A 19,054-nucleotide genomic window follows, 5' to 3' on the forward strand; every position below is an offset into this window, starting at 1 on the left:
CGGGGACCCGCCCGGCCCCGGGGACCCGCCCCCAGACGACGGCGGCGATCAGCGGCCTGGTCACGGCGTCGCTGGCGCTCGTGGTGGTGGTGACGACGTTCACGGCCCAGCTGGTCTACCGCGACTACTACACATGCGTGGGCGACGCCCTGACGAGCTCGGCGAAGCAGTCCTGCAGCACCTTGCTGCCGAAGGAGCTGCAGGGAGTGCTGGAGTCGCAGGACTGACAGGCCGGTGACACGGGCCCGGCACGGCCTGCGCGGCCGGAACCACCGCATCCGGCACAACCGCGCGCCATCGCCGCGTCATGGCACCGGGTGCGGTTCCGGTGCCCTCATCCGCCCGGTCCGGGCTCCTTCGGCAGGGCCGGCGGGAACGGGTCCGCCTCGGGCGGAAGCGCCTCGTACGGCTTGAGGTCCGGGTCCTCCCACGCCGTGTCCCGTGGGACGTCGGTGCGAGGCGCGGGCGCCGGGATCTGAAGGGGCTCCGGGGCCGTCGGCGAAACAACCGGGATCGCGGGCGCCGCCACCCGGGGCTCCCGTCCCCGCCACCACCGCGGCCCGCGGCACCCCTCGTCGCGCTCCTCCGCCTTCCGGCCCTCGCCCTTCCGCCTCCCTCCCTTCGGGCCCTCTTCCTTGCCGCACTTCCGCAGCCGCCACGCCCGTACCGCCAGCGCCACCGGCATCCCCACCCCCACCGTCCAGCCGGCCGCGGCACCGCCCACCTGCCACCCCACCGGCCCGAACCGCGACAGCGCGGCCACCCCGAGCGGCCCGCCCGCCGCCTGGGCAAGCCCGCCGAGCAGTACCCCGCACACCATCCCCGCCACCACGACCGCCCCCGCCGTCCTCCCGGCCGACCACGCGGCATCCCGCGCCCGGTCCCGGCACGCCGCCCGCGCCACGAACCGCCCCACCGTCACGCCCGCCGCGACCGGCACCACCGCCACTGCCCAGCGCAGCGGCCCGCCTCCAACCTCGGGTACGGCCGCAAGCAGCGGAAACGGCGGCAGCGGCGCCGAGAGCCGCGCCGTGGACAACGGCCCGGCCGACTGCCCGACGCCCAGCGCGAACCCGGGGCCGAGCCCGTACGCCGCCCCCCACACCGCCGCGTTCGGGAACAGCGCCACCGCCAGCAGCAGCACGGCACACCGCCCCGACCACCCTTGCGTCAGCTGAAGGAACGACACCCGGGCCGCCCCGCCGTGCCACACCAGCGATACGGCCGCGAGCACCGCGCCGCCGGCCACCAGCACCACCGCTCCGGCCGTGGCGGCCCGTACGGCGTCCCTCAGCCACAGCCGCCCGTCGCGCTCGAGTGCCCCGGCGGCGCCCGCCCGCCGCATGCTCGCGGGCAGCCGCTCAAGTCCCCGGCGCTTCCGCCGCGACGGTGACCCCCACGGGCGCCCGTACGCCGTCCACACGCCCGCCCCCGCTGCCGCGGCGGCGACCAGCGGCAGGCACACGGCGGTCCACGTCCACGACGGCCGCAGCGGCCCGCCCCAGGCGTACAGCGCCACGACCGCGCCCAGTCCGAGATAGCCCACCACCACGCCGCACCAGGCCGTGCGCGCGCCCACAAGCGGCACGTCGTCCCCCTCGGCAGCGTCCGCGCGGTCCCCGTACGCGGCGTCGCGTGCCGCCCGGTGCAGCAGCCATACCGGCAGCAGAGCCGTCAGCAGCGGGGTGAGCCCCACGGGCGCGGGCACGCCGGAGAGCGTCTCGGTGCGGACGAGTACGACGCCGTGCGCCTGTAGCCACAGCGCCGCGGCCAGGTGCAGGACGCTGTCGGGTCCGCTGTCGGGGTACGGGAAGCTGATCCACAGCACCATCACGAGCAGGACGAGCACGCCGAGCCCCAGCGTCGCGGCGACGACACCGCCCAGGAGGCAGGCGCCCACTCCGGGCGAGGGGTCACGTGCCCGGATGCGCGGGGGCGATGGCGTTCGGCGGTCGGTCCATGGCGTCACGACCGCCATGCTCCCAACGGCACGCACTTTCTCCTCGTAACAGGAGAAGCTCGGATGTGTCGCCCAACATACGCTTATGTGCGTTTTCGTATGGCGGCTGCACCGCGACGCGGCAGCGGGGCAGGGCCGCCTTCCTCTCCCGAGCGACCGGCTCTCCGAGCGAAACTCGGCGCGAGGGTCCACAAAGGCCCGGGGTGGCTGGTTTCGCAATCACACCGAGCACGTGCACACGCGGACGGGCCCGCACCCCGGTGTGGGGTGCGGGCCCGTCCGCGTGTGTCCACGGCCCGGTCGGCGTCAGCCGACCCGGGCTGCGATCAGCTGCCGAGGATGGCCCGGGCGAGCTTCGCCGTCTCGGTGGGCGTCTTGCCGACCTTGACGCCGGCCGCCTCCAGCGCCTCCTTCTTCGCCTGGGCGGTGCCCGACGAACCGGAGACGATGGCGCCCGCGTGACCCATGGTCTTGCCCTCGGGCGCGGTGAAGCCCGCGACGTAGCCGACGACCGGCTTGGTCACGTTCTCCTTGATGAAGGCCGCGGCCCGCTCCTCGGCGTCGCCACCGATCTCGCCGATCATGACGATCAGGTCGGTCTCGGGGTCGTCCTGGAACGCCTTGAGCGCGTCGATGTGCGTGGTGCCGATGATCGGGTCACCACCGATGCCGACACAGGTCGTGAAGCCGATGTCGCGCAGCTCGTACATCATCTGGTACGTCAGCGTGCCGGACTTCGAGACCAGGCCGATACGACCCGGCTTGGTGATGTCGGCCGGGATGATGCCGGCGTTCGACTGGCCCGGGGTGATCAGACCGGGGCAGTTCGGACCGACGATCCGGGTCTTGTTGCCCTTCTTGCCGGCGTACGCCCAGAAGGCGGCGGTGTCGTGGACCGCGATGCCCTCGGTGATGACGACCGCGAGCGGGATCTCGGCGTCGATCGCCTCGATCACGGCGTCCTTGGTGAACTTCTCCGGGACGAAGATGACCGTGACGTCGGCGCCGGTCTTCTCCATCGCGTCGGCCACGGACCCGAACACCGGGATCTCCGTGCCGTCGAAGTCGACGACCTGACCCGCCTTACGCGGGTTGACGCCACCGACGATGTTCGTGCCGGAAGCCAGCATGCGCCGGGTGTGCTTCTGGCCCTCGGAGCCGGTCATGCCCTGGACGATGACCTTGGATTCCTTGGTGAGGAAGATAGCCATGGTGTGTGTGACCTCGTCCCTTACTTCGCGGCAGCAGCCAGCTCGGCGGCCTTGTCGGCCGCGCCGTCCATGGTGTCCACGCGCTGCACGAGCGGGTGGTTGCGGTCGTCCAGGATCTGGCGACCCAGCTCGGCGTTGTTGCCGTCCAGACGCACGACCAGCGGCTTGGTGACCTCTTCGCCCTTGGACTCCAGGAGCTCCAGGGCCTGCACGATGCCGTTGGCGACAGCGTCACAGGCGGTGATGCCACCGAAGACGTTGACGAACACGGACTTGACGTCCGGGTCGCCGAGGATGATCTCCAGGCCGTTCGCCATGACCTCGGCGGAGGCGCCGCCACCGATGTCGAGGAAGTTGGCGGGCTTGACACCCTTGTGGTTCTCACCGGCGTAGGCGACGACGTCCAGGGTGGACATGACCAGCCCGGCGCCGTTGCCGATGATGCCGACCTCGCCGTCGAGCTTGACGTAGTTGAGGTTCTTCTCCTTGGCGGCCGCCTCGAGCGGGTTGGCGGCGGCCTTGTCGTGGAGTTCCTCGAACTCGGGGTGACGGAACTCGGCGTTCTCGTCCAGGGACACCTTGCCGTCGAGGGCGATGACGTCACCGGAGGCGACCTTGGCCAGCGGGTTGACCTCGACCAGGAGGGCGTCCTCCTTGATGAAGACCTCCCAGAGGCTGACCAGGACGTCGGCGACCTTGTCGGCGACCTCGGCCGGGAACTTGGCCGCGGCGACGATCTCCTGGGCCTTCGCCTTGTCGACACCGTCGATGGCGTCGACCGCGATCTTGGCGACGGCCTCGGGGCGGGTGGCCGCGACCTCCTCGATCTCCATGCCGCCCTCGACGGAGGCGATGGAGAGGAAGGTGCGGTTGGCGCGGTCGAGGAGGAAGGAGACGTAGTACTCCTCGAGGATCTCCGGGGCCGTCTCGGCGAGCATCACCTTGTGGACCGTGTGGCCCTTGATGTCCATGCCGAGGATGTCCGTCGCGCGGGCGACGGCCTCGTCCGGGGTGGCGGCCAGCTTGACGCCACCGGCCTTGCCGCGACCACCGACCTTCACCTGGGCCTTGACGACCGACTTGCCGCCCAGCCTCTCGGTGATCTCGCGCGCCGCCTCAGGCGTGTCGATGACTTCACCGGCCAGCACCGGTACACCGTGCTTGGCGAAGAGGTCCCTCGCCTGGTACTCGAACAGGTCCACGCGCTTCCGTCCCTATCAGTGATCTCGCGGTTCGTGGTTCGTTGGATGCGTGGGCGTGCCGCGAAGGGCAACGTGACGTCCGCACTGTCACTAGGGAGGCGCACACGGTGTCCGAGCGCGCGGCATGTCCGTCTCGCAGGTTATCGCCGCATGCAGTGGGGCTCTAAATCGCAGCTCGCCCCTGAGCGGTGATACCTGTCACACGCGCGGCCGAGCCGGCAGGGTCCCACCGGGGGCGGGATTGACCCGATGGGCCCCTTGTGTCACGCCACAGGGGGCCGCCCGGCAGGTCGGCGCGATTGCGGTCGGGCATGGGCCGACGACTTTCGGCCGTCCGGGTCCTCGGCCCCGCGAAGTCACCGTACGAGGGAGCCGCAGCGCGCGCCGTACGGCAGCGGTGATTCAGACGCCGTACTGCCGGTACCTGCCCGCCTCAGGTGGTCCGGGTGTGACGGCGGCCCCTGACACCGGTCACCGTACGGCCGGCCGGCGAGCCGGCGCCCGTCCCGGCGGTTCCGGCCGTGCCCTGTGACGAACGGCGCGTCCCGCCACGCGACCTCTGTGCGAACGGCCGGTCTCGCCCACGCCCCCACCCGCGAGGCGTCACGCCGCCTCCGGTACCGGCAGGGGCCGCTTCTCGATCGCCGCCGCCATCACCTCCGGGAACAGGTCGGGCGTGCACGCAAAGGCCGGTGCGCCCAGCGTCGCGAGCGCCGCCGCGTGCTCGCGGTCGTACGCGGGCGCCCCCTCGTCGGAGAGCGCGAGCAGCGTCACGAACTGGACCCCCGACGTCTTCATCGCCGCCACCCGCTTGAGCATCTCGTTCCGGATCCCCCCTTCGTACAGATCACTGATGAGGACCACGACGGTCTCCGCGGGCCGGGTGATCCGGGACTGGCAGTACGCCAGCGCCCGGTTGATGTCCGTGCCGCCGCCGAGCTGAGTTCCGAAGAGGACGTCGACGGGGTCGTCGAGCTGGTCGGTGAGATCGACGACGGCCGTGTCGAAGACGACGAGCCGGGTGGCGATGGACCGCATGGACGCGAGGACCGCACCGAACACGGACGCGTACACCACCGACGCCGCCATCGAGCCCGACTGGTCGACGCAGAGGATGACCTCCTTCTTCACGGACTGGGACGCCCGCCCGTACCCGATCAGCCGCTCCGGCACCACCGTGCGGTACTCGGGCAGATAGTGCTTGAGGTTGGCCGCTATCGTCCGGTTCCAGTCGATGTCGTGGTGGCGGGGCCGGGTGATCCGGGCGCTGCGGTCGAGGGCACCGGTGAGCGTGGCCCGGGTGCGGGTGGCGAGCTGCTTCTCCAGGTCCTCGACGACCTTGCGCACCACCGTCCGCGCCGTCTCCTTGGTGGTCTCCGGCATCGCCTTGTTCAGCGAGAGCAGCGTGCCGACCAGATGCACGTCCGCCTCGACCGCCTCCAGCATCTCCGGCTCCATCAGCAGCGTGGACAGCCCGAGCCGGTCGATGGCGTCACGCTGCATGACCTGCACGACGGACGAGGGGAAGTACGTCCGGATGTCCCCGAGCCAGCGCGCCACGGACGGCGCGGACGCCCCGAGCCCCGCCGAACGGTCCCGCCCCCGCTGCGACTTGTCCCCCTTGCCGTACAGCGCGGCCAGTGCCCCGTCCATCGCCGCGTCCTGCCCGGTGAGTCCGCACCCGGTGCCGTCCGCCGCGTCTCCCCCGAGCACGAGCCGCCATCGCCGCAGGCGCTCGCCGGCCTCGGGGGGCCGGCCGCCCGAGGGAGCGGCCTGATCGCAATCGGTCCTCTGTGTGCTCATCGGGCCACTCCCACAAGGTCGTCGACATCGCTTCCGGCGGACTCGTCCAGGCCGAGCAGCAGCCGCAGCAGCGGCACCACCGCGTCCGCCCGCTCGATGTCGGGCTCGGACGCAAACCCGGGGACGCCCGCCCCGGCGTTCTCCGCGCCCCCACGCACACCCGGCCCGCGCCGCACCAGCTCACCGAGCGTGCGCCGCACCCCCTGCTCATACACCGAGAACGTGCGCCGCAGCAGGGGCAGTACGTCGGTGAACGCCTCCGCCGGGACCCCGGTCAGCCATGCGTCGACCAGTCCGAGCAGCCGCTCGTCGTGCACGAGCAGCATCCCGCCGCCCGAGCCGCCCCCGACGAACCCCTCGATCCACGCGGCCGCGTCCGCCGGCGCCGTCCCCGGCGACAGCACGAGCCCCATGAGCCGCGCGGCCTCCTCCTGCGTCACCTCCCCGTCGTCCAGGAGCAGACGCACGGCCCGCCCGCGGACGATGCCCGCGACGGTGCCCCGTACGGAGAGCGCCCGCAGCACCGAGCACCACCGTCCGCGTATGTCGCCGTGGGCCTCGGCGATCGCCTCTCCGAGCAGCCCCACCGCCCCGTGCACCGCGTCCACATGGCGTCGCATCTCCGCGGCCGCCTCCGCGTCGAGCGCGGCACACGCCGGTGGCAGCCCGACGAACACGCGCTCGGCAAGGCCCGCCGCGACGCCCGCCAGTGCCCGGGTGTCCGTGCCGCGCACATCCCCGTAGCGCAGGGAGCGGACCAGGGCGGGCAGAGCCTCGGCGAGATGGCCGACGTCGGCGTCGAGGGCCGCGCGGTCGGCGAGGACCCGCATCACCTCGGGCAGCGCGTCCGGCAGCTCCGCCAGCAGGCAGCGCTCGGCGAGCGCCGTGACGTCGGCGAGTGCCTGCGCGCCGACCGCGTCCGCCTCAGCCTTGGCGGTCGCGGCGGCGAGCACGGTCGTCCCCCACACCCCGGCCTCGGCGACCCGCACCGCCAGCTCCGGCTCCCAGTGCAGCCGCCAGGTCTCCCGGAACGTCCCCGTGCTGCCGCGCGAGGCCGCGGGCTCGCCCCAGCCGACGCCGAGCAGACGCAGCCGGTGCAGCAGCCGGCTGCGCGCGGCGTCCGTCTCCTTGCGCAGGTCCAGCTCCAGCTCCCGCTCCCGCGACTCCGGTTTGAGCCGCAGCCGCTTCTGGAGCCGCGCGAGATCCCGCTGCAACGGCACGGCGGGGGCCGACGCCGGCACCTCCCCCAGGACATCGCCGACCACGAGCCGGTCGCGCACCAGCGCCAGCGGCACGTCCGAGCCCTCGCACATCACCGCCCGCACCGCGTCGGTCGTCTCGGACAGCCCCGGCAGGGGACGTCCGCGCAGCGCCGCCAGTGTCCCGGCGAGCCGGACCGCCTCGATGACATGCGCGGACGACACGATCCGGTCCTCCTCGCGCAGCAGACCGGCGACCTTGGTCAACCACCGCTCGACCGGCCGGTCCGGGGCCTCGAACAGATGCCCGTACCAGCCGGGCGAGTCGATGCCCGCGCCATAGCCGCCGGCCCGGGACAGCCTTCGGTACGTCCAGGGCACCCAGGTCATGTCCGTCTTCACCTTGGGCAGCCCCTTCAACAGGGCGCGGTCGGCGGCGGCGGTGGTCCTCCGCCGCAGCGCGGGCACGTGCCAGGCCCCGCACACGACGGCCACGTCATGCCCGACCTCCCTCTGTGCGGCGCGTACTTGGAGCCTCATACAGGCCTCCCGCACGAGGTCACGCTCGGGTCCCCCGGTGCCGTACTCCTCCCGCAGCGCCGTCATGGCGTCCTCCAGTGCGGCGAACGGCGCGAGCACATCGCCCTTCCCCGCGCCCCGGTGCTCGACGACGTCCTCCCACCAGCGCTCCGGGTCGTCGTACCCGGCGGTTTCGGCGAGCACGGCGAGAGGGTCCACACGGACGGCGTCGGCGGGGCCCTGGGGCGGGGCGGGGGCTTCGGCCTCCGGCGCCGGCCCCGCGCCCCCGGGCTCGCCCTCCGCGGGCGCCTGCTCCTCCTTCCCCCACGCCAGCGTGTGCGTGGCCGGCAGGTCGATGAACTTGGCCGCAGCACCGTGTTCCAGGGCCCAGCGGAGCGCCACCCATTCCGGGGAGAACTCGGCCAGCGGCCAGAATGCCGACCGCCCGGGCTCGTCCACGGCGTGTGCGAGCAGCGCCACCGGCGGCCGCATCTCCTGGTCGGCCGCGAGCGGGATCAGGGCGTCCGCCTCCGGCGGCCCCTCGATCAGTACGGCCCGCGGTCGTGCCGCCTCCAGCGCGGCCCGTACCGCCCGCGCGGATCCCGGGCCGTGATGCCGCACCCCGAACAGCAGTGGCCCCTCGTCGGCCGTCCCGCCCGGCGGCCTGTCAGCGCTTGTCACCTGATCCCCCTCGCGGCCCGGACCACCCCGGGTCGTCGTCCCCGATCGGTCCTGTACTCGCCGGGTCTCCCGCGGCCGTCACACCGCTCGCCCCGCCCGGGAAGGTCCACGCGGAGCCGTAGTCGTTCATGCGGTCACCTCCCGGCACGCGCGGTAGAAGTCCGCCCATCCGTCACGCTCGCGGACCACCGCCTCCAGATACTCCTGCCAGACGACGCGGTCGGCCGCCGGATCGCGCACGACGGCGCCGAGGATGCCCGCGGCGACATCGCCCGCGCGCAGCACGCCGTCGCCGAAGTGGGCTGCGAGCGCGAGTCCGTTGGTGATGACGGAGATCGCCTCGGCGGTGGACAGCGTGCCGCTGGGCGACTTCAGCTTCGTACGGCCGTCGGTCGTGACGCCGCCTCGCAGCTCGCGGAAGACCGTGACGACACGACGGATCTCGTCGATGCCGTCGGGCACGGCCGGCAGGTCGAGCGAGCGGCCGATCTGATCGACCCGGCGGGAGACGATGTCGACCTCGGCATCGGCGCTCTCCGGCAGCGGCAGCACCACCGTGTTGAAGCGGCGGCGCAGCGCGCTCGACAGGTCGTTGACGCCGCGGTCGCGGTCGTTGGCCGTAGCGATCAGGTTGAAGCCGCGGACGGCCTGCACCTCCTGCCCCAGCTCCGGTATCGGCAGGGTCTTCTCCGACAGGATCGTGATCAGCGTGTCCTGGACGTCGGCCGGGATGCGGGTCAGCTCTTCGACGCGTGCGGTCATCCCCTCGGCCATGGCCCGCATGACGGGGCTGGGCACGAGCGCCTCGCGGCTCGGTCCGTGCGCGAGCAGCCGCGCGTAGTTCCAGCCGTATCGGATCGCCTCTTCCGGTGTCCCGGCCGTGCCCTGCACGAGCAGGGTGGAGTCACCGCTGATGGCCGCCGCCAGGTGCTCGGACACCCAGGTCTTCGCCGTACCGGGCACGCCGAGCAGGAGCAGGGCGCGGTCGGTGGCGAGCGTGGTGACCGCGACCTCGACGATGCGGCGCGGACCCACGTACTTCGGCGTGATCACCGTGCCGTCCGGCAGCGTGCCGCCCAGCAGATACGTGGCCACGGCCCACGGCGACAGCTTCCAGCGGGCCGGGCGGGGGCGGTCGTCCTGTGCGGCCAGCGCGGCGAGTTCGGCCGCGAAGGCGTCCTCGGCGTGCGGCCGCAGTGCCTCGGATGCCCCGTTCCCCTCCCCTCGCGCCTCGTCGTCCCCCGGCGTGCGCACGGGCACGGATCCCTGCCCGTCCGGGGCGGCGTCCCCGCTCTCGTTCGCGGGCGCGGACACACTCGGACTCGATTCGACGGACTTCGGATCAACGGACACACGCATGGCCGATTCCCCCTCCAGCTGGGCCGGTTCGGATCTGCTGACAACCGTGCACCACACCACTGACAATGCACTGTGACCTGCGCAAACACGGTCGCTGCGGTCGACTGTCAGTGCGGGGGCCTACCGTCGATGACATGACTCAGCAGGGGGTGCGCTGGATTGCGGATCAGGTGCTGGCACTGGCGCCTGACGCCGCGTCACGCAAAGCGGGAAGCAAACTCGGCGCGGCCGGGCCGTGGTCGGAGGCGGGCAGTTCTGACGAGGGGACGGTGTGGGGACTGTGCAAGGGCAGTGGCAGCAAGCCGTATCGGACGGTGGTCGACATCGCGGACGCGGCCGGGCCCGCGTACAAGTGCAGTTGCCCGAGCCGCAAGTTCCCGTGCAAGCACGCGCTGGGACTGCTGCTGCTCTGGGCAGGTGGGGACGGGACGGTGCCACGGGGGCAGGCGCCGGACTGGGCACAGCAGTGGATCGAGGGGCGCCGGCAGCGCGCGCAGCAGAAGCGGACGGCGGGCGGCTCGGCCTCCGGCGCGTCCGCTGATCCGCAGGCGGCCCGGCGCAGGGCGGAGCAGCGGGCCGAGCGGATCACGGCGGGGGCGACGGAGCTGGAGCAGCGGCTGACCGATCTGCTGCGCGGCGGCCTGGCCGCGGCCGAGCAGGCGGAGTACGGGCTGTGGGAGGAGACCGCGGCCCGGATGGTCGACGCCCAGGCTCCAGGACTGGCCGCGCGGGTGCGGGAGTTGGGGGCGATCCCGTCGTCGGGACCCGGCTGGCCGGTGCGCCTGCTGGAGGAGTGTGCGCTGCTGCACCTGCTGGACCAGGGCTGGCTGCGCCGCGAGCGGCTGCCGGACGGTACGGCGGCGACGGTCCGCTCGCGGGTCGGCCTGCCGGGCTCGCCGGACGGTCCGCCCGTTCGCGACCACTGGCTCGTCCTGGCGCAGTACGACACCTCGGACGGCCGGCTCACCACGCGCCGGATCTGGCTGTACGGGGCAACATCCCAGCGCACCGCGCTGCTTCTCTCCTACGGCGCGGCAGGGCGTGCGCCGGAGCTGGCCCTCCCGGTGGGCCTGACCTTCGCGGCGGAGCTGTCGGCGTACCCGGGAGCGGGGCAGCTGCGGGCCGCCCTGGGCGAGCGGTTCACGGCCCCGGCACCGGCACCGGTGCGGCCGCCGGGTGTGAGCGCGGACCAGGCGGCGGCGCGTTACGGAGAGGCGCTGCGGGACGACCCGTGGCTGGACTCGTTCCCGGTGACGCTGGGCCGGGTCATACCGACGCCGGCCGAGGACGCCTGGCAGCTGGCGGACGCTGACGGCGACACGGCCCTGCCACTGACCCCGTCGGCGATCGCCCGTCCAGGCCTGTGGCGCCTGGTCGCGCTGTCAGGCGGTGCCCCGGTCACAGTCTTCGGCGAGTGCGGCCACCGCGGCTTCACTCCGCTGACGGCCTGGCCCCGGGGAACGGGAGAGGCAGTCGCGCTGTGCTGACGACACACCCGAGCAACCTTGACAGCGACCTGGAAGGGACCGACATGCGTGCGACTGCGGCTGCGCCGGACACCCCCGCCGCCGTGCCCTGGGAGGAGGTCGTGACCGTGGCGCTGCTGGGCACGGACCGGCGTACGCCGCCATGGCTGCCGCCCGGCCGCGAGGCACCAAGGGCGCTGCTGGACCTGGCCGCCGTGAAAACCGTGCGCCGCAGGGCCGGGCTGCGCCCCGCACCGGCGAAGCCCCGGCCGGAGCCCGCGGCCGCGGACCCGCGCCCGCCCCTGCCGCCCGCGGCGGCCCGCAGACTGGCCATGCTGCTGTCGAACCGCCCCGGCACGGCCGGCGGCGGGCGCCGGGGGACAGCACCCGACCTCATGGAGCTGCTGCCCCAGTGGCTGGCCCTGGCCAATGAGCGCGGCTTTGCCGCACCTCCGGAAGCACTGCCGGCGCTCCTGGACGCGGCTCGCGGCCGTACGGACCTACGGCCCGCGGCGCTGGCCTTCGCCGGCCCGCGCGCCCTGTGGCTGGCACGGCTGAATGCAGACTGGCGCTTCGCGCTGCGCTCCGCGCCCGGCGGTGGATCCGAACCGCCGCCGGACGAGACGGACCGCATCCGGCAACTGTGGCAGGAAGGCCTGTTCGCGGAGCGGGTGGCCCTGCTCGGCGCGCTCCGCGCCCGGCGTCCTGCCGCCGCCCGCGCACTGCTGACCACCACGTGGGCGACGGAGCGGGCCGAGGACCGCCTGATGTTCCTGGACTCGCTCCGCACACGGCTCGGGTCCGCGGACGAGCCGTTCCTGGAGCAGGCGCTCTCCGACCGGAGCCGCAATGTGCGGGCGACGGCAGCGGAGTTGCTCTCCGCGCTGCCGGACTCGGCCCTGGCCGGGCGGATGGCGGAACGGGCGGTGGCCTGTGTGGCGGTCGACCGTACGCGGGGGGAGCCGACGATCGTCGTCGAGGCGCCGCACCAGTGCGATGCGGGCATGGAGCGCGACGGAGTGGTGCCGAAGCCGCCCGCGGGGCGTGGCGAACGTTCGTGGTGGCTGGGCCAGTTGGCGGAGGCGGCACCGCTCGGCTCATGGGCGGCGCGACTCGGGGGGCGTACACCGGAGGAGATCGTCGCGCTGCCGGTGGCGGACGACTGGCGGGGCGAACTGCACGCGGCATGGTGCCGGGCGGCGGTGCGGCAGCGGGACACCGGCTGGTCCCGGGCCCTGCTCGGACCGCCCTCGGCGCCGGATGCCGGAGGCCCGGGGGCGGTCTCCCTGGCCGAACGGGCCAAGCTGCTGTCGACGTTGGGCGCGGAGGAACGCGCCGACTGGGTCGCGGGGTTCATCGCCGCGCACGGCCTGTCGGAGGCGTTCCAGCTCCTCGGAGTGTGTGCGACACCATGGGCCGCCCCGCTGGGCCGGGCGGTCGTGGACGCTCTCAACATCGCGCGGGACGCGGGTAGTTACCCATGGAGTTTCAGCGGGGTGATGGGCCTGGCGGAGCGCTGCCTCGACCCCGTGGAAGCGACCCGCCTCGACGCACTGACGGGGATACCCGACGAGACGGAGGACACGTCGCCGGGCGCGGGAAGCTACTGGGCAGAGGCATTCCAGCGCCTCACGACGACGTTGCGCCTGCGCGCGGCGATGCAGGAGGAACTGGGGGCTGTGCCCCCAGACCCCCGACCGGTATGACCGGGTTCCACCCGCTCTCCGCCGGTGCGGCGCGTCGCCCTTCGTGGCGGCGCGCCGCAAGGGGAGCGCTACGCCTGTGCCGGCTGGCGTACGTTCGCCCGCACCCAGTCCACGATCGACGCGGTCGTCGCCCCGGGGGTGAAGATCTCCGCGACGCCCTTCTCCTTCAGCGGCGGGATATCCCCCTCGGGGATGATCCCGCCGCCGAAGACGAGAATGTCCTCCGCGTCGCGCTGCTTCAGCAGATCGATCACCGCGGCGAACAGCGTGTTGTGCGCGCCCGACAGGATCGACAGCCCGATCGCGTCGGCGTCCTCCTGAATCGCCGTGTCGACGATCTGCTCGGGCGTCTGGTGGAGGCCGGTGTAGATGACCTCCATACCCGCGTCGCGCAGCGCCCGCGCGATCACCTTGGCCCCCCGATCGTGGCCGTCGAGCCCCGGCTTGGCCACCACCACGCGGATCGGACCGGCTGCCACACCCATCACTGCCTCCATGAAGCGACTACTCCACCCTGTACCGCCGTACCGCCCTGCCGCCACACCACCGCTTCGGCGGACATGCGGGCCGCGGACGGGGGCGCCCCGCGCCGCACCGACCCGGGAAGTGAACGAACGTTATCGCCAGGATCGCGCACCTGGCAGTTTCACGGTGCGGACCGAGGGGGAAATCACACGTGGGACACGTTCGCCGCGCAGGGTCCCCTCATTCCGGCGGCGCACGGGCCGTGTCTTCGGCTCGAGCGCCACGGACTGAGCGGATCGTGCGCACGGAGAGCCGCAGCGAGGCGGCCGCACCCACACCCGTCGGGGCGCGCGGGTCGGTGTGGCTCGTCGGCGATGGTACGCAAGGAAAGCGGGGAGTCAGACCCGTAGGAGGAGGACGGGAACCGCGTCAGAGCGACAGGGTCACGTCAATTCGACGAAAAGGCCCCGCCGCATCACCGGCGCCTCACACACCGCATGCGAGGTATGCACTCCGCAGGCCACCGCCACCACGGCTTTCCATGAGGGCACACAGGGGACAGGGACGCCCCCCGTGCGCCGACGGGAGGTCGGCCATGAAGGTAACCGGGCCAGTGCAGCCCTTGGTTCCGCTCTGCCAGCGCCTGTTTCCCAGCAGGCTGGCCGGAGTCTCCATGGCCCTCCTGAAGGCGACCGCCCTGGAGCTCGCGATCCTCGCCGGGCATGTGCTCCTCTACCCCTCGGGGATCACTCCAGAGCGCCACTCCGCCCTGCCCGCTCCCCCGGCGGACGCCGCGCCACTGCCCATCGTGGCCAAACCCCCGGTCATCCTCCTCCACGGGTTCATCGACAACCGCTCGGTCTTCGTCCTGCTGCGCCGCAATCTCGCACAGCACGGCCGGCAGCACATCGAATCGCTCAATTACTCTCCGCTGACCTGCGACATTCGCACCGCGGCGCAACTGCTGGGCCGGCACATCGAGGAGATCTGCGAGCGCACCGGACAGCCGCAGGTGGACGTCGTCGGACACAGCCTGGGCGGGCTGATCGCGCGCTACTACGCGCAGTGCCTCGGCGGCGACCTCCGCGTCCGTACTCTCGTCACGCTGGGTACACCCCACTCCGGCACCCGTGTCGCACCGCTCGCGAACGCCCACCCGATCGTCCGCCAGATGCGTCCGGGTTCCGGACTGATCGAGGAACTGCGCGGACCGGCTCCCGGCTGCCGTACACACTTCGTGAGCTTCTGGAGCGATCTGGACCCGCTGATGGACCCGCTGGAGACGGCCTGCGTCGACCACCCCGACCTGCTGGCACAGAACGTACGAGTGAGCGGCATCGGCCACCTCGCCCTGCCGGTACACCCAGCGGTCGCGGCCGGGATACGGGAGGCACTCGACCTCGAACCGGCAGGAGCCCCCGCCGCCACCCGGGGCGGGGGTCTGCCCGTGGCGTGACATCCACGGCACGACAGGTCCGGCACGGCCCCCGTGCGACGACCGGATCGCAGCGGTAACGGCCTGGGGAGCGATAGGGAGTGGGTGAAGGAGCGGCGTCCGGTGCGGTCGATCGCGAGGCGCCGGATGGCCCTCGTAGCGGAGCTACCAGGACATTTCGGCAACGCCGTGAGCGGCCGTGCCGGACGCCGCGACGCCGCGCCCTATCGCTCCCCAGGTCGTAAGCGGCGGCGGTCCGTCGCGTCGCCGGGTGCTGGAGCGTCAAGGGCTCATTCCGGCTGCACCCCGAGCCGCTCGGCCAGGAAGGCGATGATCTCGTCCCGGGCCTGCACGGTGGGATGACCGTCCTGGTCGACGAGGTGTGCCGTGACAACACTGTGGGCGCAACCGACGACGTCACGGAAGAAGGGCGGAGGGTTCGTGTTCGCCGTCTCGGCCTTGAGTACGCGGCCGTCGAACGCTTCCCCGAGCAGTGCTCGGTATGCCGCGAACCGCCGGCCGGTGCACCACCTGTCGCTGTCGAAACGGTAGGCGAGAACCTTCAATCCGTCGCGCGCTACGCGCTCAGCCACGGCAGCGGCGTCTTCGTCGCCGATCTCCAGGCCGCCGGGGTCGTCGAGCGGCAGCGACGGATGGTTGACCACCGGTGCGATGACAGCCGGTTCGAGCGCCATGGTCAGGGCGAAGTTGCCGGTGAAACACAGGCCGACGGCGCCGACGCCGGGCCCGCCACGTTCGGTGTGCGCCAGGCGGGCAAGGCCGCGCAGCCATGTGACGACGGGGCTGGTGCCGCCACCGGCGAACGCCCGGAACTCGGCGCTGACGCACGCGCGTCGAACGATGGTCTCGCCTGCCTCGGCGAGCGGATAGGCACCGTCGACGCCGAAGAGAGAAGGCAGGTACACGGAGAAGCCGGCATCTCGCACCCACCGTGCGAACCGCGCGACGTCGGGGCTGATGCCCGGCATCTCGGGCATGAGGATGACGGCCGGCCCCGACCCGGCAACGTACACGGTCTTGTCGGCCCCATCGACGCTGACGGCTCTGCGCGAGAAGTCGTCCAAGGGGTCGCTCTGTCCTCGCATGATGGTCATGACCGAGATGATGGTGAGGGGCCGTCGCTCCTGAGAAGCGGCGGCATCGCCATGTATCCCGGTAATATCGCCACCCGTTCAAGGGCGCCGGAGGGACGCATGAGTCCGCTGCGAGTCGGTGTGCTGGCCTACCCCGGCTGCTTCGCGTCGGAGGTGTTCGGAGTCCCCGACCTCCTGACCATGGCGACTCATGTCGCCGCGGCGCAGGGGCCGGTTCAGCCGGCCTATGAGGTGTCGGTCGTCTCGCCCCGGCGGCGTGTGATCGCGTCCGGCGGCTCGGTCCTCGACGTCTCGGCGATGCGCCCGGTGGACGTCCTGATCGTGCCGGGTTTCGAGCTCTCGCCCACGCTCGATCTCGACGCGACGCTCGCGAACCTGGGGCCGGAAGTAGCGTCGATTCGAGCGCACGCGGCCTCCGGGACCGCTGTCGTGTCGATCTGCGTGGGCGCCTTCCTGGTCGCTGAAGCCGGGCTGCTCGGCGGGCGCGAAGCGACCACGTCCTGGTTGTTCGCGGATCGGTTCGCCCGTCGGTACGCCGATGTGCGCCTCCGCCCGGAGAGCCTGGTAGTGACCGACCGGGGGGTGACGACCACAGCGGCCTTCAGCGCCATGTACGACTTCGCGCTGCAGTTCATCCGCGAGCACGACGGCCCCCGCGTCGCCCGGAGCACCGCGCGTGTGGCGCTGGTCGACGACGCGCGTTCCACGCAGGCTTCCTATGTCGACTCGGAACTCGTGCCCACGGCGGGCAGGGAGTTCTCGCTCAACGTCAAGCGGTGGCTCGACCAGAACCTCGGTGCCCGCTATGACCTGCCCGCCCTCGCCCAGGAGTTCCATGTGAGCACGAGAACCATGCTCCGCCGCTTCGGCGAGGAAGCCGGCGAGACGCCACTCGGGTATCTGCAGGCGGTCCGGGTACGTCGGGCCAAACACCTGCTGGAGACGACCGACAGGACCGTCGCAAGCATCGCCGCTGACGTCGGGTACCGCGATCCCGGCGCGTTCAGCGGCATCTTCGCCAGACACACGGGCCGGCGTCCGAGGGAGTACCGCGCGATATTCCATCGCCGCCGCGAACCGCACGGGTCAGTCCGACGAACGGAGACGTGAGACCCGCCCGCGACCACGACGGGCCGCCTCTGCCCCCCACACACGCCATCGAACATTTATCGAACACAGAGCCAAGGTCGTGCCGGGTGCCGCCGAATCACGGCCGAATGCCCGTTTCCCACCTGCGTGAAACCTGCCGAAGATTGTCGCGCCCGCATACCGCCGGGTACAGTCGCCGCACTGCTCTGCCAGCCCTTGTTGTCGAGGCGAAAGAGAAGTCGGTGAACGACCGTCACCCGTCGGGGAGCACCACTCCCCCGGCTTTGGCCTCCGATGCCGCCTCGGCGCACTTCGCGTCATATGGCCAGCAGGGAGGCCAGTACGGTGAGTTCACCCCGTACGCCGACCCCGCCGCGGCCGCGTTCGGCACCGACGGCCAGATGACCGCCGACTTCGCGGCCGGCCCCCTCTACGGCGGCTTCCCGGGCGACGGCTCGACCGGTTCGTACGACGCCACCCAGTGGTCCACCGGCAGCCACACGACGCTCGGCACCGGCACACACCAGACCCTGCTCCAGGACCCGTACGCGGCCCAGCACCATGCCGCTTTCGACACCGGCAGCTACGACACGGCAGCCTGGGCGACCGGCTACCAGCACCTTGCAGGGATCCCCGCACAGGCCGCGGCCCCCGATGCCACGGGCCAGTGGGACGCACACGCCTGGCTCGAGGCCGGCCAGTCGGCGGACCGGACCCCGCAATGGGAATGGGGCACGCAGACTTTCGACACGGGCACGTACGACGCCACGCAGTGGAACTCCGGCGGCACCGCCGAGCACGAGACGCTCGACCGGCAGACCGCAGCGGCCACGGCGACCCCGACCTTCGAGCAGATCGCCCCCGAGCCCCACCACCAGACGGCCGAGCCCTTCGACCAGACGGCCGAGCCCTTCGACCAACAGACCACCGGCTTCGAGCAGTTCCCGTACGGCGAACCCGAGGCCGACGAAGAGCCGCATTCCGCGCCGGAGGAGTTCCGCGACGCGCCGCTGCTCGACGACGAGGAGGAGATCACTCCTTCCTCGCGTGGCGCGTCCCGCGCTGCGAACCGGTCCCGGCGCCGCCCCGCGGCCAAACGATCCGCGCTGCTGACGGTCGCCGTGCCGTCGATGTGCGTGATGGGCGTCGCCGGGATCGCCGCCGCGACCGTCGGCGTCGGCGGGGGCGGCGACAAGGACACGGCGGCCGGCGCGTCCACGGCGACTCCCGTGAAACCGTCCACCGCCAACAAGAAGCTGGACACCCAACTCGCCGGCCTCTCCGCGGGCGCGAACGACTTCGGCGACCGGGTGAGCCGGACGCAGGAACGCATCGACCTCAAGGCCCAACAGCTGGCCGAGCAGAAGAAGGCGGCGGCGGAAGCGGCGCTCAGGGAGCGACTGCGTCCGAAGTTCGCGGTGCCGGTCCTGCAGCACGGTCTCAGCGCCTACTTCGGCCAGGCGGGCATCAACTGGATGTCCGTCCACACCGGCATCGACTTCCCGGTCTCGTACGGGACGACGGTGCTGGCAGCGACCGACGGCACGATCCGTACGCAGTGGAACAGCGCGTACGGAAACATGATGATCCTGTCCGCGAAGGACGGCACGGAGACGTGGTACTGCCACCTCTCCAGCTACCGGGTCGCGTCCGGTACGGCCGTGAAGGCCGGCGATCCGATCGCGAGCTCCGGCAACTCGGGGAACTCGACCGGCCCGCACCTGCACTTCGAGGTACGGCCCGGCGGGGGTTCCGCGATCGACCCGCTCTCCTGGCTCCGGAGCCACGGACTGAACCCGACGTAGCCGACAACTCCTCAGCCGGGCCCCGCCATCGGGCGGGGC

At 72.3% G+C, this 19,054-nt stretch carries 13 protein-coding genes and 1 pseudogene; 6 read left to right on the forward strand and 8 right to left on the reverse strand.

Annotation, left to right across the window (positions count from 1 at the left end; genetic code table 11):
• Positions 1 to 227 (forward strand): annotated as a pseudogene (locus tag BIV24_RS04795) (hypothetical protein); the annotation flags it as partial.
• A 107-nt stretch (positions 228 to 334) separates the two neighbouring features.
• Here the strand turns inward: BIV24_RS04795 and BIV24_RS04800 are convergent.
• The 6 genes from BIV24_RS04800 to BIV24_RS04825 form a co-directional block, all read right to left on the reverse strand.
• A complete protein-coding gene (locus BIV24_RS04800) occupies positions 335 to 1,978 on the reverse strand; it encodes a cell division protein PerM (protein ID WP_071364884.1) in 1,644 nt (547 codons plus the stop codon).
• Between the two features lie 308 nt (positions 1,979 to 2,286).
• Complete coding sequence (gene sucD, locus BIV24_RS04805; protein ID WP_071364885.1) at positions 2,287 to 3,171, reverse strand: succinate--CoA ligase subunit alpha; 885 nt, start codon at positions 3,169 to 3,171, stop codon at positions 2,287 to 2,289.
• Positions 3,172 to 3,191: 20 nt separating this feature from the next.
• Positions 3,192 to 4,373, reverse strand: coding sequence for an ADP-forming succinate--CoA ligase subunit beta (sucC, locus tag BIV24_RS04810; RefSeq protein WP_071364886.1), 1,182 nt, complete (start codon positions 4,371 to 4,373; stop codon positions 3,192 to 3,194).
• 603 nt (positions 4,374 to 4,976) lie between these two features.
• Positions 4,977 to 6,176, reverse strand: coding sequence for a vWA domain-containing protein (locus tag BIV24_RS04815; protein WP_071364887.1), 1,200 nt, complete (start codon positions 6,174 to 6,176; stop codon positions 4,977 to 4,979).
• A complete protein-coding gene (locus tag BIV24_RS04820; protein ID WP_071364888.1) occupies positions 6,173 to 8,575 on the reverse strand; it encodes a DUF5682 family protein in 2,403 nt (800 codons plus the stop codon). Before BIV24_RS04820 ends, BIV24_RS04815 begins: the two co-directional genes overlap by 4 nt.
• A 126-nt stretch (positions 8,576 to 8,701) precedes the next feature.
• Complete coding sequence (locus BIV24_RS04825) at positions 8,702 to 9,934, reverse strand: ATP-binding protein (RefSeq protein WP_071364889.1); 1,233 nt, start codon at positions 9,932 to 9,934, stop codon at positions 8,702 to 8,704.
• Positions 9,935 to 10,068: 134 nt separating this feature from the next.
• Here BIV24_RS04825 and BIV24_RS04830 point away from each other — a divergent pair, with 134 nt between their 5' ends.
• Together BIV24_RS04830 and BIV24_RS04835 are read left to right on the forward strand one after the other, a co-directional pair.
• The gene (locus BIV24_RS04830) at positions 10,069 to 11,421 is read left to right on the forward strand and encodes an SWIM zinc finger family protein (RefSeq protein WP_071364890.1); all 1,353 of its coding nucleotides are present in this window, start codon (positions 10,069 to 10,071) and stop codon (positions 11,419 to 11,421) included.
• A 44-nt stretch (positions 11,422 to 11,465) separates the two neighbouring features.
• Complete coding sequence (locus BIV24_RS04835; RefSeq protein ID WP_071364976.1) at positions 11,466 to 13,106, forward strand: DUF5691 domain-containing protein; 1,641 nt, start codon at positions 11,466 to 11,468, stop codon at positions 13,104 to 13,106.
• A 68-nt stretch (positions 13,107 to 13,174) separates the two neighbouring features.
• Here BIV24_RS04835 and icmB read toward each other — a convergent pair whose 3' ends face one another.
• Positions 13,175 to 13,591 (reverse strand): coenzyme B12-dependent isobutyryl CoA mutase small subunit, encoded by a 417-nt coding sequence (icmB, locus tag BIV24_RS04840; protein WP_071364891.1) that lies wholly within the window; start codon positions 13,589 to 13,591, stop codon positions 13,175 to 13,177.
• A gap of 575 nt (positions 13,592 to 14,166) precedes the next feature.
• Between icmB and BIV24_RS04845 the strand changes: the two genes are divergently transcribed.
• Entirely contained in the window at positions 14,167 to 15,027 is an 861-nt protein-coding gene (locus tag BIV24_RS04845) for a lipase family alpha/beta hydrolase (protein ID WP_071364892.1), read from the forward strand.
• Between the two features lie 269 nt (positions 15,028 to 15,296).
• Here the strand turns inward: BIV24_RS04845 and BIV24_RS04850 are convergent, their stop codons facing one another.
• Positions 15,297 to 16,121 carry a dienelactone hydrolase family protein gene (locus tag BIV24_RS04850; RefSeq protein ID WP_071364893.1) on the reverse strand — a complete coding sequence of 275 codons (825 nt, stop codon included), beginning with the start codon at positions 16,119 to 16,121 and terminating at the stop codon, positions 15,297 to 15,299.
• Positions 16,122 to 16,220: 99 nt separating this feature from the next.
• On the opposite strand from BIV24_RS04850, the gene BIV24_RS04855 reads away from it, so the two are divergent.
• Together BIV24_RS04855 and BIV24_RS04860 are read left to right on the forward strand one after the other, a co-directional pair.
• Positions 16,221 to 17,231, forward strand: coding sequence for a GlxA family transcriptional regulator (locus BIV24_RS04855; protein ID WP_071364894.1), 1,011 nt, complete (start codon positions 16,221 to 16,223; stop codon positions 17,229 to 17,231).
• Between the two features lie 221 nt (positions 17,232 to 17,452).
• Complete coding sequence (locus BIV24_RS04860) at positions 17,453 to 19,015, forward strand: M23 family metallopeptidase (protein WP_071364895.1); 1,563 nt, start codon at positions 17,453 to 17,455, stop codon at positions 19,013 to 19,015.
• Positions 19,016 to 19,054: the final 39 nt, after the last annotated feature.

The organism is Streptomyces colonosanans, assembly GCF_001866645.1.
Lineage (GTDB): Bacteria > Actinomycetota > Actinomycetes > Streptomycetales > Streptomycetaceae > Streptomyces > Streptomyces colonosanans.